Consider the following 15,603-nt stretch of genomic DNA (forward strand, 5'->3'; position numbering starts at 1 on the left):
TTGCAAGCACTCCTACTTAAAGTGCGAGCTAAGCACGTCTAAATCGGCTGTATGAATGGTAATTTTGCCGCCACCAGCCTTGTATGGGAATGGAATCGGGTTGCATCCGCCCTTAAAACCAATAGTCGCCAAATTTATTGCAACATCGCATTTTCGGCATATTATCTTGCCGTCTTTTTCGTAGTAGCCTGCGTCTCCGCAATTTTCGCAAGCATCCAAGCCCACTCCATACGCTCCACCATTTTTCTTGATGATTATAAAGCGCATAACAGTGCCATCTTTAGCTTTGTATTGGAATCTATGCAAGTGACCATCGCTAATTTGCACAAAGTTGATTGTTGCTACGCCATCATGCAACTCGTACGGTTCTGGCGGCGTAAGCGTTGGCTTAATATTCATAAGAGACACACCAGCAGTAAGCGTAAGTATTACTACAATTGCAGCCATTAGCGCCGCAAGCGCAGACCTTCTAGACTTGCGCTTAAACGCTCGCTTTGCGCGGATTTGTGCAGAATTTTCTCCAACTACAGGCGTCTTAAAACCAATTACAAGAGAGGCGAATGCAGGAATCAAAAACACGCAAATTTGCGCCATAATCATAAGCGGAGCGTTGTTTATAAGCCAAACAAGAATGCTAAACGAAAAATCGTCTATATACAGCAAAATACTTCCTTGCATAATTTGCAACAAAGACGTTAAATGCTGAATTAGCAAGATTATCATGCTTAGAATAATTGCGATTCTAAAGGCGACTTTACTGGCGGTCGTGCGCAAAGACCTAACCATAAGACTTATGCAAATCACAGCAGCCGCGCCAAGAATAAATCCTAGCGCGCGAAGAAGCATATCGGAAGTAAACGGAGGCGTGCTGGAGTCTACGAAAATCGTAAGCTGCAAAATCACGTCTGGGAGCGCGTAAAACACTGTAAACGCTAGGCAAAGCGCGCCAATTGCATTACTTATGTGCAAGGGCAGCGGATTTTTGCGCCATTTTGTAACCGTTTTGCCAGATGCGCCAACACAGGCGATTGTTGCAACATCTAGCGGAACAGCAATGCAAAGCGCTGGAAGATTCACAAAATTGCGCTGATTAATCACCACGCTTGCGCGCAAAAATGCAAAAACAAGCGCCGCAACTGTTCCAAAAATCAAACCAAAAAGTCGCCAGCGGCAGCTGATTGGCTTATCTCGTCCCTCGCCAACGCTTAGCGTTGCGCTTAATCCCATTGTAAGCAGCGCAAGAGGGAGCAGCCCTGGAAGTACTGTAACGAACATCCTGAGCATGTTCCCTCCTTTGCTGTTTACATGATTTTTGTTTTTTATTTATGCATTATGCATTATTTATTTGTTGTTTTTATTTGTAAAAACTACCACTGGAAAAAACACCACTGCAAAACTACCACTGACGTGGAGTGTACTTCCAATCGTCGAATGTAGCGGTAATTGGCTCAGTCCAGAATCGGCCAGTCACACCCGTAGCAGGATCTACGTGAAGCATCCAACCCTTCTTTTCTGGCGATTCAACAGAAAGCACTAACTTGTAGTTTCCAGCCTTATCGAGCTTAACATTTGCGCCGTAGTGAGGACCGTCGGAAGCGTTCATTTGCATAAACGTTCCCTTTACAACAGCTTCACCGCTCGCCTTATCAATAATTTGATAATTCACAGTCAAATCTGGAATAAACTCGCCCTTGCCGTAGCCAAGCTTTGTACCTTCCTTGTTTGCGTGAATATCTGCCTCAAGATGGAAGCTTGCCTCGCTTGCCTTTAAGCCCATGCCTGCTGGGACCATGTCAACTGGCTGGAAGTACACGGCGCCAATCGTAAGTGGGCCAATGTTCTGGTCTTGGTTAGGTCCAACTGGAACCTCTTCAAAGCCTTTGTCTCCGCCCTTATCGTCGGCCTTCTGCTCAGATGCTTGTGGCTTTGCAGCAGATTTTGCCGCGTTTCCGTTTGCACCGCAACCAGTGAGTGTTAGCATTCCTGCCAGCGCTAAGGCTGCAATTGCCATCATCTTTTTGTTCTTCATATCTAACCTTTTCTGTTAGTTAATTATCTGTTTATTATTGCTTGATTTTTAGTTTTGATTTTTAGTTTTGACTTATCCGCGAACGGTTGCTTGCGACTTGTGTGTGCGCAAAATAGACACGCATAGCAGTGCAATAACCACGATTGCAGCTACGACTTGCGCCGAAATCGTTTCAACGTACGGATAGAATCCAAGCCAATCGTTAGTTGGCAAGCCTTGAATATAAACTCCAGCGAGCGCATCACCCTCTATAAGCGCGTGCACACCTCCACCAGCAAAAATCACCACTAAAATGCACATAAGCGCGCTGGTTCCTGTAAAGAATGGACGAATTGGTATGCGAACGGATGCAAAGCGAATCAGCAGGAAGATTACAACCAAAACAGCGGCTGCGGATACAAACCCGCCCCAGATCATGGAGTCTGCTCCACTTGATACAGCAAAAATCGCTTGATAGAAGATTACAGTTTCTGCACCTTCGCGAAACACTGCTAAGAAGCTTAGCAGCGCTAGAGAAATCAGGCTTCCTTTAGAAACTGCTGCTGTCGTTTGGTTGCGAATATACTCGTTCCAAGCTTGCACAGAAGATCTTGAAATCATCCAATTGCTTGTGTACAGCAGCATAAGCATTGCAAACAGAGCTACAACACCTTCAGTGATTTCTTGCTGCGGACCAGAACCGTTAAACAACAATCCAAATAGCGCAGCAACAATAAGCGAAGCTATGATTCCTGCAACAAGCCCCATGTAAATATACTTAACCATGCTCTTGTGCCCAGATTTAATAAGATACGCGATTATTGCAGCCACAACCAGCAGCGCTTCCAACCCTTCGCGCAACAAGATTATAAAAGCCTGCCCAAAGGAGCTTGTTATAAATTGCATAAACGGGTTGGAGTTAGATGCCGCTCCGCCGTCTAGTTTTGCTGCATCTTCAATAAGCATTGACTTAAGATCGGTCACGAACTTTTTTGTTTGCTCAAACGTTTTGCCATTGTTCATAGCCTGCCTGCACTCTTTGAACTGGTATTCAACAGTGCTTACTCGGCTGCCGCTTATTGCGTTCATCACGTTCTTCTCAAAACCGAGCTTTTCGTAATATTGGTAGTAGGCTTCGTTTACTAAATCAACAGCTTTGGCAACTTCTTGCTTGTTTCCTTTTGCTGCTTTATATGTTGATGCAGATTTATCGAGTATAACATTCATTTCTCGCGCAACTTGGCTCCAAGTTCTACCATTTCGCCCAAGATTTTTCTTTTTTGCTGCATCGAGCTTTTTACGCTCTTTTGCGATTTGCGCGCGCAACTTGGCTGCGTAAACATTCGGCTTATCTAGCTGCGTGTTTGCATCGAGTTGAGAAGCGGTTTGCGCAATATCTCTTTCCAGAGTAGATGCCACTTCACTAATCTGTGCGCTTTGATTTTGTTGATATACCAAAGTTTGCAGTTGCTGGAACTGGTCACTTTGCGACTGCACCTTATCTTGACCAATTGTGTCTCGAACAACGGTTATGAAGTTTGATGCTACGTATACCGAATTGTATGCAGCTTGAAATCTGGTTGCAGCTCCTGCCATATTTGCACTATTGTATTCGTTTTTACCTTGTTCTATTTGGCTTGTAACTGCTGAAGAAACTTCTGACCAACTGTTATAGGTTTTGTCAGCGTCAGTTGCGTAGGCTATTGTTGGCTCTCCAACTAATCCTACTAATCCGACTACTCCCATTGCACAACTTATTAAAATGCATATTGACAACAAAAATGCCGATGCGCTCGCAACTTTTTGGCGCGCTTTTGCACACGCGTGCATAATGTCTCCATATCTCCTTTGGCTCTATCCCCCCATCGAGCGCACACAATTTTTTCTATTTTCGTTTAGTTTTAATCGTTCAAATTTTTTGGCGGCTTTTGCACGGTTTGTATTTCCGTTTTTATTCTGTTTAAAGTCGCTTCGCAAGTAACCCCATGAACATAATATCGATATATCAAGTAGATTGATATAGTTAGACGCAAAAAACACGCAAATATTACAAAAATGATATTGATAATGATAATTATCAATCTTTTTGCGAATCGTATTGAGAAAAGCCAATAAGCCCAACAAACTCATTAAACATGTTTCTCATACTTTCTACAATGCGACTTTTCTTCTCAGCGCGCGCAATCGCCGCAGCGCCAAATCTGCTCATTCTAGGCATTAAATCATTAATGTCTGTACCAAGCTCACTTACTTCGCCAGCGCTAAAAGATTTCTCCATAAACTTGCGAGTCAAAGCATCGTTTAATCCTTCACTTTGCACAAGTTGTTCCAAGTCATGATCATACTTTTGCTCAACATACTCGCTCCAGCAATCAACAATACTCAACTTATTGCCGTTAGAATCGTAAACAGTAATGTTACCTTCAGAATCCACAAGCTTCCCAAGCTCCTTCTCGTTAAGCTGCGCAATAAACCCTTCAATAAGCTTCTTTTTACTACGCAACTGCGGGCTAGAGTCAACTGCCACCCTAATAGAAGCAAGAACATTTTTATCCTTACAATGCTTGCTATGGTAACGTTCTACTAACATCAAAATGTAGTCAATATTTACTTCTACTTGCCGCACAAGCTCCATCTCAAACACAACATCGTCCGTAATGTTTGCAATATCGCCTTTTTGCTCTTTGCGCTTCCACTCTTCATGCAAATCCTGGTAATGCCCCAAGTAATCTTGCATATCGCGCTCTTTGATTATCTCGTTGCCTTCAAATTGATCGAAAGCTTTCAGCAGGTTACGCAAGCGCAGAATATTACCAAAAAGCGATATAAACTTTTTCTGATTCTCTTCTCCAACAATGTCGAAGCCTTGCAGCGGATACTTTTCCATAAGCTCATTTACTAAATCACTGTATCCGCAACGCTCAATTCCTTTAGCGTCAACGTAACCGTTGTAAATCTGCTCAAACGTAGGACAAAGCACAATACCTTGCGCATCTTTATCTCCAAAAAGACTTACCGCTTCGTCAACTCTATAACTCAAATCCCTAAAGCACACAATGTTTCCGAATGTTTTAACGGAATTTAAGATTCGATTTGTGCGCGAAAACGCTTGAATAAGCCCATGCATGCGAAGATTTTTATCTACCCAAAGCGTGTTCAAAGTTGTTGCATCAAAACCAGTTAGAAACATGTTGACTACAATCAAAACGTCAATTTCCTTATTTTTCATGCGAATTGAAACGTCTTTGTAATAGTTTTGGAATTTGTTATTTGACGCATCATACGCAGTATTAAACATTTCGTTATAGTCTTTTATTGCGCTTTCCAAGAATTCTTGCGAATTTGCGTCTAGCTTTGCAGTACTTTCGGAATTTTCTTCTCCAAGAGAACCCATGCCGTTGGCGTACGCCGAAGAATCTGACTCACCCTCGTTTACTGCATAGCTGAAAATAGTTGCTACTTTTAAGCGTTCGCTTGGAGGCAGATTTTGCTGCTGCTTTTTGAACTCGTTGTAATACGCTTTTGCAAGAGGAATGTCTGCAACAGCAAAGATTGAATTAAAGCCGTTTATGTCAACTTCTTCAGAAGATTTTTTAGTCTCTAAAGTATTATGCTTATCTGCAGCAAGTTCTTTAACGTTAATAATGCGCTTGTACTTGTAAGTTTTCTCATTCCTATACGTTTTTTGAGTAAAATGCTCAATAATGTATTGAACAACATTATGCACGCGATCTTTGTGCCTAATTACATCTGGTCGATTAATATCTTTAACCAATTCGTCGGTTGCTTTTTCCAGCTCGCTAGACGTTTTTACAGTAGCAACGTATTCCACGCGGAATGGCAACACATTTTTATCGTTAATCGCGTTAATGATTGTGTACGTGTGCAAGCACGGTCCAAAGGTTTGCTCGGTTGTAGAAATATGCGCAGCGTCGGATCCAGCAGCGTTCGCTTCAAAAATTGGCGTGCCAGTAAACCCAAAAAGCAGAGCATTTTTAAAGTGTTTTACAATATCTGCATGCATGCCTCCAAACTGGCTTCTGTGGCATTCGTCAAAAATAAACACTATGCGCTTTTTGTAAATTTCATGGATCGGGTTGTTGCTTATAAATCTACTAAGCTTTTGAATAGTTGTTATAATAAGTCTGCGTTTTTCAGTATTGTCTTCTAGCTGTTTTGTAAGCACAGATGTTGACGTGTTACTATTTGCGGCTCCTTTTTCAAACCTGTCGTATTCTCTCATTGTTTGATAGTCAAGATCTTTACGGTCTACAACAAACAAAACTTTGTCAACAAGATTCTTGCCTTCTGCGTCTTTCAAAGCTTTTACTAGCTGCGATGTTTTGAAGCTGGTTAGCGTTTTGCCAGATCCAGTAGTATGCCAAATATAACCACCCTTTTGACGCTCTGATGCTGGCGTTTTGCTCGCATTAGCAAACATGTATTTTACGCGATTCACTATGTTTTCTGCTGCAGTAATCTGGTATGGACGCATAACCATCAAGCAATCTTCTGCATTAAAAACGCAATATTTTGTAAGAATGTTAAGAATTACGTGCTTTGCAAAGAAGGTTTTAGCAAAATCGCATAAGTCGGAGATTATAGTGTTTTGAGCATCGGACCAATAGTTTGTAAATTCAAAACTGTTACTTGTTGTGCTTTTGCTAGATCCTTTACTTTTCTGCTCTCTGTAAGCATTATTGCGAGTTGAGTTGGAGTAATACTTTGTTTCAGTGCCGTTTGAGATTACAAAAATTTGCACGTATCCAAATAGCCCACTTCCAGCCCAAAATGAGTCACGAGCATAACGGTTAATCTGATTGAATGCTTCTCGAATAGGCACGCCTCTGCGCTTTAGCTCAATGTGGACCATTGGCAAGCCGTTTACTAGAACAGTCACATCGTAACGATTGCTACACGCAGGACCATTTGCATCATTATCGCTTGCATTAACAGCATACTGATTGATTACTTGCACAATATTCTTGTGAATATTTTCTTTGTCAATAATAGTAATGTTCTTATCTGTGCCGTCATCTTTTTTGAGTATTTTAACGTTATCTCGCTGAATAGTATCTGTTTTATTGGCTATATCGTCAGTGCTGTTTGCAATATTTTCTTTGAAAAATCTTTCCCACTCATCATTTGAAAAATGGTAGTCGTTGAGCTTTTCGATTTGCACGCGAAGGTTTGCTATAAGATCTTTCTCGTTATGAATGTGAGCATACTCGTAGCCTTGAGATTGCAAAATGTTAATAAACTCTTCTTCGAGTTGTGCTTCGCTTTGATAGCTGCCGTCGTTGCGCGAGCTTGGCGTAAACGTAGACATTACAGTGCTATCTTGATTCTCTAACACAATTTTCATTTTGCTTCCTTCTTACTCACATCACATCTTTTTCACAATTTGGGTAAGAGGCAAAGAAGAACCCCCAGGTTTGAGCACTGTTAGTAGGCTTAGGGGGCTGCTGTTATCAGCAAGTCTATCAGACATTTTTTACCTCCTCAATCTCTTCGGCGAGTCTCACTAGAAATGTAATTTATGTAAATTGTAATACTAAATACGCGTTTATAGTTTGTTTTACATAAATTGTGCATAACTAAATTACGCACGCTTGAAGGTTAGGAGTTGATCTCGATAGTACTCGTATTGCTTGCGCCTAGCTTCGATTTCTGCAGGCAAACCTTGAGTTAAATCATTGCAAAGTGCGTCAAAGCGATCCAGAATTTGTACAATTTGACGCTGCACTTCTAGAGGCGGCACGGGGATTGTGACATAATTCAAAACGCTCTGCGTTAAACTTGGCACACCACCAGCAGTGTTATATCGTTCTAAATGTTCTTTCAACAAGCAAAAATAAACATATTTAGGTATAGCAATATTTTTCCTAATTATCGTGTAAAAAATAGTATCAACATTCCAGAAAGGTTCATCAACATAATAAATCTTATTTATAGAACCTTTACGAGGTATAAGCACAGACTGCTCAGCATATGTGTATTCAGAAACATACGTCATAATTCCGCCAGAACCATATACTGGATATTTTCCTTCTTGAAGATGCTTATAATCTCTGCCATTTTTTATCGTAAGAATTTCTTTAAGAGTCTTATACTCCACGCCGTTTGGGCAGTAGCGTGAGATAAGCGAGTGAAGAGGATTATTGTCGTCAAATGTAAGCAATGTATCTCGATAGTATTCGTATTGCTTTTTACGAGCTGTAAGCTCTGCTGTAAGCTCTGCTGTAAGCTCTGTGAATGTGTCTAAAATCCGCACAATCTCCGCTTGAACCTCAAGCGGCGGCACTGGGATTTCAAAATTAGAATATGTGCTAATCCAAAGACGTTTGTGTTCCGAAGAAGAAAATCCAAGAAGTGCCATCCAATGGTATAAATATCGTATTAACACATTAGGCTTCGCTGTAATCATTTTCATAGCAGATGATTTAACTTTAAATGGAAAATCAACCCATTGAATTGCGCCAGTAAAATCATCAAAAATAATTACAGGATTATCTTTTGATGCTAAATAAATATTATCTAATTCATCTGTATATCCAAGTATGAAGCTCTGTCCAGCAGTCAATACTGGAGTAGCGAAAGAATCATCATATTTTGTACTTTTTACTATATATTTCGTTGGCTGCTCATAATCCGCAATATCGCCAATTTTCTTATACTCCACACCATTCGGGCAAAGTTCAGCGATTAAATCCTCAAGCCTGCTAGTCATTGAGCCACCTCGCTATTATCAAAGTTAACGCTGCCAGCTTCAATCTCGCTTACAATCTTCTCAATCTGTTCGCGCAACTCTTGCTCGTGAGCGCAAATCGTTTTCAATTGCGCGTTAAGCTCCGTAATATCAATCTTCTCGCGAGTATCTTCTGCTTCAACGTATGTAGAAACCGAAAGATTGTATTTATTGGATTCCACTTCTTCCAAAGACGCTACGTGCGCAATATGCTCCACATCTTGCCTAGAAGTGTACCACTTAACAATTTGCTCAATATTCTCATCCGAAAGCTTGTTGCTATTAGTTGACTTTACAAACTCTCGGCTAGCATCAACGAACAGTACAGAAGTATCATTCCGCTTGTTTTTGCGCAAAACCATAATGCACGTAGCAATCGAAGTGCCAAAGAATAAGTTGCTTGGAAGTTGAATCACACAATCAACAGCATTATGCTCAACTAAATATTGGCGAATCTTTTGCTCGGCTCCGCCGCGGTACATGATTCCAGGGAAGCAAACAATAGCAGCAGCACCATCTTCTGCCAGATGTGCCAAACAGTGCAACACAAACGCCATATCCGCCTTACTTTTTGGAGCAAGAACTCCAGCTGGAGCAAAACGAGGATCGTTAATCATCAACGGATTAGAATTCCCCTCCCAACTCGTGGAATAAGGAGGATTAGAAACAACCAGCTCAAACTTTTTATTAGCATCAATTTGCGGATTTATAAGAGTATCGCCGCAAGTAATCTCAAACTTGTTAAAATTCACATCATGCAAAAACATGTTCATGCGGCACAAGTTGTAGCTAGTAACATTCTTTTCTTGACCGTAAAAACCGCCATTAATATTTTCAATGCCTAGCACTTTTTTGGCCTTTAAAAGAAGCGAGCCAGAACCGCACGCGGGATCGTACACGCTGGAAATGCTTGATTTTCCAACTGTTCCAAGACGTGTGAGCAGCATTGAGACTTCTGCAGGCGTAAAGTATTCGCCGCCAGACTTGCCAGCGTTAGACGCATACAAGCCCATTAAATACTCGTAAGCATCACCAAAAGCCTCAATCACGTTGTTGTTTACGCTACCAAGCTTCATCTCACTAATCACTTGTAATAACTTAACAAAACGCTTATTTCTGCCTTCAACAGTATCTGCAAGCTTAATGTTATTCACATCGTAATCGGAGAATAATCCCTTAAAATCACCAGACGAATCAGTTCCTTGAGACGACGCTTCAATATTGCGGAACACGCGGCTCAACGTTTCGTTTAAATCACTATCTTGAGGAGCACGCTTCAACACATTGCAAAACAGTTCGCTAGGAAGTATAAAGAAACCTTTAGCCGAGATCATTTCGCTGCGAATAGGCTCGGCATCTTCATCGCTTATTTTTGCATAATCAAAATCTGGATCGCCGCCTTCAGATTCATGCTCGTTTTTATTGATATAATCGCATAAATTCTCGGAAATATAGCGATAAAACATTGTGCACAACACGTATGCTTTGAAGTCCCAGCCATCAACAGAACCTCGCAAATCATCTGCAATCTTCCAAATCGTGCGATGCAATTCCGCGCGTTCTTCTTCTTTGCGAGTGTCCATTCTGCTGCTCCCTATTCGTGCAATTCGTGCAAGCGTATGCGCAATATTAAATAAGCTAATTAAACAAGCGCAATATTACGCAATATTACGCAATAATTAAATAAGCGTTCTTTAATATTCTACTGTAAACGCGCACAATCAGCAGCGATAGTATTCGTATTGCTTGCAACGAGATTTTATCTCGGGAAATAACCCCCTTTGGACTATAACCCCGGAATCGTCGGCATAATTGAAATCATTTTTCGCAAACTCCTACACTCTGCTAGCGCAGTTTGATTCTCAAATGAGAATTTAATAGTTTACGCAATATAACTTTCGGTTTTGTTTGCTACTAGGGGCATTCAAAACCGAAAGCTTTTTGTTTTTGTTCTATTTGTTTCCATACTGCGTTTTGAACGTTTTACGCATTTTGTGTATAGCTAAAAACTTATACGCGATTTTGCAAGTCACATCTACATTTGTTATTTCACTGCATTGTTATTTAGTACCCCTTGTTATCTCATCTCTTTTTTGCCAAATTGTGTTATTGCAATCAAAAATACAAACACAGATATTGCAATTGCACATGGCAAAAATGGTATAAGATTAAATCCGTTTCCTAATCCTGTTGATGTAACTGCATGTAGAGAGCGGGAAACCATATATCCGCTGTAACAATAAGGATAAACTACCCAAAGTGGAGTATTTGCTATTAATACGCCAGGAATCACAAGAAGTATATTTAATCCAACGGATAACATTGACTTTTCAAAAAGAACAGTAATCGCCCACATGACTATTACGCTTGGAATCATAGTCAAAAACAGATCTAAACACCATTTTAGTAGATACATAATTGGGAGCGTTTCTGTAACTCCTGTGCTACTGGTTGCAAACAATCCTGCTATAACGAATACAGCAAAAAATACGACCATTTCCATAAGCAAATAAAATAACAGTACGCAAAATTTTGCAGCAGAAATCGCGTATCGACTAACAGGCAGTGCCAGCATTTTTAGTATTCCGTTATTGCTTGTTTCTCGTCCGGCAATCATCACACAAATAACAATCATACTAAGAGGAAGCAAATAGTATGAATAGACTAATGCGCTTTGAATAAACATAGCAGCCCATGCGTGTGTATATTCTGGAGTGAAGTATCTATGAAGGCTTGCTACACCAGATCCAACCACAATTAGTGGCGCAATAAAAATCAAAGGAATAATTTTACTACGCTTTACTTTCTTAAATTCGATTCTAAGAAGTTCAAAAAATCTCATTTTCATAATCTCCTTATTCGTAGTGCAGGTTCTTAGCTGTCCACAATCCAGAACATAAAAACAGAAGTGTTTCAACTATTGATACGATTACGACCGTAGTATTAGGTTGCGCGCTCATGGCAACTGCTGGTTTTAGCATAACGATAAAAGGCGATGCCATAAAAAGCACGATGTCTGACGAAGCCAATGCCATGCCGCTTAAAAATCCTGCTACACCAATTCCAAGCGTCACCCACATGTTTTCAAATAGTGATGATACAAAAATCATAAAGGACAATACAGGCATTGATGTAATAAATGAATATGCAGCAAAAGATATAAGAGTACTTACATTAAACGTGCCTTGTGGCAAATCTGTTACACCGATTTTTGCAAGTGCTAAATTTTGTATGCAAATAGCGATTAGTAATAGAACAGTCAGCAGAATAAATTTGCATAGGTACATAGCAGGAACACTCATAGGAAGCATATGCATCTTTTTTACTGCATTTCCCTTAAATTCCATGTTGTAGATAATGCATGCGGCGACTATTATGCCGAACATGTTTAACACCATAATCATGCCGTAAAGCTGTGTAAGAAGAATATCCATAGGAGCTAAAGGCAGGTTTAATAATGTACTTTTTCGTACAATGAAATTCACAAAAGCGTACGCTGCTCCCATAATGCCAATAGCAATCATAAGAGCTATAAAACCAGTTCTCTTGCATTTTTTTAGTTCGATTACAAGCGTTTTCATAGTCTTGCACTCTGCTTCCTGATCTTATTGTCTTCATCAATCATGGATAGGAACATATCTTCCAAATTGTCGGAAGCAAAACCAGATTGTAAAGCATGCTGTCGTAGTTCATCTAAACTACCTTCAAATAACAAGTGTCCGTGATTAAGTATTCCAATATCATCTGCAATAAGCTCAATTTCGGATAGCATATGAGAAGAAATAAGAATCGTGCAATCGTAAAGATCTGGCAACGACTTAATCAGATTTCGGATTTCATGTATGCCAGATGGATCTAGTCCATTTGTTGGCTCATCTAAAATCAAAATAGGTGGTCTACCAAGCAATGCTCCAGCAAGACCAAGCCTTTGCTTCATGCCAAGCGAATATTTTTTTGCAAGACGGTCTCCAAACTCAGAAAGACCCACTAATTCTAATGCGTCATCAACTGCACTCTTAGGCAATGCTAAAATGCGACGTATAATGTCAAGATTTTCTCTACCTGTCAGATTTGCATAGAAAGATGGCGATTCAATAAACGAGCCTATTTCTTTCAAAATAGGTATGCGGTCGGCAGGAAACTGCTTTCCGTCGATTGTAAACACACCTTTTGTTGGAGCCGTAAGCCCTAAGAGCATTTTCATTGTTGTAGATTTTCCAGCTCCATTTGGCCCAAGAAAGCCGTAAATGCTACCTTTGCGAATATGAAGTGAAACATCATTAACAGCAATAAATGACTTATATTTTTTTGTTAAATGTTCTGTTGTAACAATATTGTTCATGGCAATATCTCCTTTCAGGATTTATGATATTGCGTCAACCTTTCTACAACATTCTCTTCACCTTACATCTACCTTACATTTTTATGCGAGGTCAAAAAATGAATATTCACATGGCATAATATATGTTAGGGGGTTCTCCATGAATCTGAATGATTATTTATTGAACAAGCATCTGCTGCTTGTTGACGATGAGCAGGAACTTCTAGATATGGTTGTGTCCATATTAAACGAATACGGTTTTTATAATATAACGACTGCAAAAAGTATAAAAGATGCCGTAGAAGCAACACAAAAATTACGTCCAGAATTAGCAATCCTTGATGTTATGCTCCCCGACGGTAATGGGTTTGAACTAATGAAGCAGATAAAACAATATAGTGATTGTCCTATTTTATTCCTTACTGCTTGCGGTGAAGATGAAGATAAGTTTAAGGGATTTGACTTAGGAGCAGACGATTATATTGTAAAGCCGTTTCTTCCAAAAGAGCTAACGTTTCGCATTATGGCAATTTTAAGACGAAGCTACAAGAGCGAAAATCCCATTGTTAAACTGAAAAATAGTCAGATTGATTTTTCTTCTGCAGAAGTAATAAAAAATAACGAACATATTCCACTTACAGCCAAAGAACACGATTTGCTTTCTGCTTTATATAGAAATGCGGGACGTATCGTAACAATTGACGCGTTATGTGAAGCTGCATGGGGTGATAATCCTTTTGGATATGAAAATTCTTTAATGGCACATATACGTCGTATAAGAGAAAAAATAGAACTCAATCCATCGCAGCCTGTTTCATTGGTAACAGTAAAAGGTTTAGGATACAAGCTGATTGTGGAGTAAAGCAGAATGAAAAGCATACCAAAACTAATACAACGCTTCATAAGTATTTTTCTACTAAGCACTGTGCTCATAGTATTAATGAATATTATTGCGTTTGTTGTACTTATAGGGAGTTACGCACCCGATAAAGAGATGTCTCCCTATAACATAGCAAAAGAGACGGGAGAAGCATTACAATTATCCGCAAGTGGGGATTATGTATTATCAAAAAATATGTCTTCCAAATTGACAAATTCTGGCGCATGGGCAATTTTGATTGATAATAATACGTTAAGAGTCGTATGGAAAACAAAAGACGTTCCTGCAACTATTCCAAACGATTATACTTTGTCTGATGTAGCTAATTTGAGCATTGGCTACATTGATGGTTATCCAACTTACACTGGTGATAATAAGAATGGAGTTGTCGTAGTCGGATTTCCGCACAAAAGCTTTTGGAAACATACGCAACCAAGTTGGAACTACAGTTTAATCTCAAATTTTCCACAGATTGTTTTAAGCGTATTCTTCATCAACATTTTGCTTATTCTTGGAATTTATTTAATAGCTAATATAAAACTACTAAAATCAATTAATCCAATTACAAAAGGGATACAACGTTTATCTAGTGGAGAAAGCGTGCATATTCCAGAAACAGGAGCACTTTCAGAAATTTCATCTAACATAAATTCTGCTTCCGATATTTTGCAAATACAAAAAGAACAATTGAGAAAAAAGGAGACTGCAAGAGCGAATTGGATAGCTGGAGTTTCGCATGATATTCGTACTCCGTTATCTATGGTTATGGGATATGCGGGACAGTTAGAAAATTCTCTCCATATTTCGCAAGAAGATCGTAAAAAAGCGACGATGATTATTAAGCAAAGTGCAAGAATGAAGAATTTGATTAATGACCTTAATTTGGCTTCAAAACTTGAATATAATATGCAACCCATTATGAAAAAAGAAGAAAATATTGTTGCTGTTGTTAGGCAAGTTGTTGTGGATTTTATGAATATGGGTATGCAAGATGAGTTTTCGATTAAGTGGGAAACAGATGCTAAATTGACTGTTTGCAATATTAATGTAGACAAAGATTTATTAAAACGAGCAATATCTAATCTTATTCAGAACAGCATATCTCATAATGAAAATGGGTGTACGATTTATGTATCCGTTGCTGCAAATAATAACAATTGTATTATTTGCGTTGAGGATAATGGTATAGGTGCTTCAGATGAAAAAATCGAAAAGCTTAATCATGCACCGCACTATATGATTTGCGATACAAGTACTGTAGAGCAACGGCATGGTTTGGGTCTGCTAATTGTTCAACAGATTATTAGCTCTCATAACGGAACGGTTGATATAAGCAGAAGCAAACATGGTGGGCTTAAGGTTGAGTTAACAGTGCCAAGTAAAAAATTTGGGTTATAGGTCTTTTGGCCTATAACCCAAATATCCAGTACTTATTAGTTGTCTTTTTTGTACACTACCAGAAATAATTAAGCCGCTATCTCTAAGATGTCGCATTAAAGAATCAACTGTTTTATAAGACATTACACACAATCTCCTTCTCTGCAATTTTTTACTTTACAGTAAAATTTATTTTACAATTTTACTATGCACATTTGAAAGTGGAAGCTGATTGCAACGCTACCGTATTGTTTGCGTCTAGCTTCGAT

General features: G+C 39.4%; 11 protein-coding genes. 2 read left to right on the plus strand and 9 right to left on the minus strand.

Annotated elements, in window-relative coordinates:
* Window positions 1-12: 12 nt before the first annotated feature.
* The 9 genes from HXT60_RS05745 to HXT60_RS05785 form a co-directional block, all read right to left on the minus strand.
* Window positions 13-1,284, minus strand: a complete 1,272-nt coding sequence (locus HXT60_RS05745; RefSeq protein WP_410310758.1) for a Fe-S-containing protein — start codon at window positions 1,282-1,284, stop codon at window positions 13-15.
* Window positions 1,285-1,396: 112 nt separating this feature from the next.
* Window positions 1,397-2,029 carry an iron transporter gene (locus HXT60_RS05750; RefSeq protein WP_004116196.1) on the minus strand — a complete coding sequence of 211 codons (633 nt, stop codon included), beginning with the start codon at window positions 2,027-2,029 and terminating at the stop codon, window positions 1,397-1,399.
* 72 nt (window positions 2,030-2,101) lie between these two features.
* Window positions 2,102-3,838 (minus strand): FTR1 family iron permease, encoded by a 1,737-nt coding sequence (locus HXT60_RS05755; RefSeq protein WP_004116200.1) that lies wholly within the window; start codon window positions 3,836-3,838, stop codon window positions 2,102-2,104.
* A 247-nt stretch (window positions 3,839-4,085) separates the two neighbouring features.
* The gene (locus HXT60_RS05760; RefSeq protein ID WP_421791007.1) at window positions 4,086-7,373 is read right to left on the minus strand and encodes a type I restriction endonuclease subunit R; all 3,288 of its coding nucleotides are present in this window, start codon (window positions 7,371-7,373) and stop codon (window positions 4,086-4,088) included.
* A gap of 237 nt (window positions 7,374-7,610) precedes the next feature.
* On the minus strand, window positions 7,611-8,738 hold the full coding sequence (locus tag HXT60_RS05765) for a restriction endonuclease subunit S (RefSeq protein ID WP_421791009.1): 1,128 nt from the start codon (window positions 8,736-8,738) through the stop codon (window positions 7,611-7,613).
* Window positions 8,735-10,339, minus strand: a complete 1,605-nt coding sequence (locus HXT60_RS05770; protein WP_421791011.1) for a type I restriction-modification system subunit M — start codon at window positions 10,337-10,339, stop codon at window positions 8,735-8,737. Before HXT60_RS05770 ends, HXT60_RS05765 begins: the two co-directional genes overlap by 4 nt.
* Before the next feature lie 494 nt (window positions 10,340-10,833).
* The gene (locus HXT60_RS05775) at window positions 10,834-11,598 is read right to left on the minus strand and encodes an ABC transporter permease (RefSeq protein WP_004114222.1); all 765 of its coding nucleotides are present in this window, start codon (window positions 11,596-11,598) and stop codon (window positions 10,834-10,836) included.
* A gap of 13 nt (window positions 11,599-11,611) precedes the next feature.
* Complete coding sequence (locus tag HXT60_RS05780; protein ID WP_004138748.1) at window positions 11,612-12,337, minus strand: ABC transporter permease; 726 nt, start codon at window positions 12,335-12,337, stop codon at window positions 11,612-11,614.
* Window positions 12,334-13,098, minus strand: coding sequence for an ABC transporter ATP-binding protein (locus HXT60_RS05785; RefSeq protein WP_004138603.1), 765 nt, complete (start codon window positions 13,096-13,098; stop codon window positions 12,334-12,336). The genes HXT60_RS05780 and HXT60_RS05785 overlap by 4 nt, the downstream gene beginning before the upstream one ends.
* A 139-nt stretch (window positions 13,099-13,237) precedes the next feature.
* Here HXT60_RS05785 and HXT60_RS05790 point away from each other — a divergent pair, with 139 nt between their 5' ends.
* Together HXT60_RS05790 and HXT60_RS05795 are read left to right on the plus strand one after the other, a co-directional pair.
* Entirely contained in the window at window positions 13,238-13,939 is a 702-nt protein-coding gene (locus HXT60_RS05790; protein ID WP_004114219.1) for a response regulator transcription factor, read from the plus strand.
* Between the two features lie 6 nt (window positions 13,940-13,945).
* Window positions 13,946-15,355, plus strand: a complete 1,410-nt coding sequence (locus HXT60_RS05795; protein ID WP_020760678.1) for a sensor histidine kinase — start codon at window positions 13,946-13,948, stop codon at window positions 15,353-15,355.
* Window positions 15,356-15,603: the final 248 nt, after the last annotated feature.

This window comes from Gardnerella sp. KA01002 (genome assembly GCF_049244015.1).
GTDB lineage: Bacteria > Actinomycetota > Actinomycetes > Actinomycetales > Bifidobacteriaceae > Bifidobacterium > Bifidobacterium vaginale.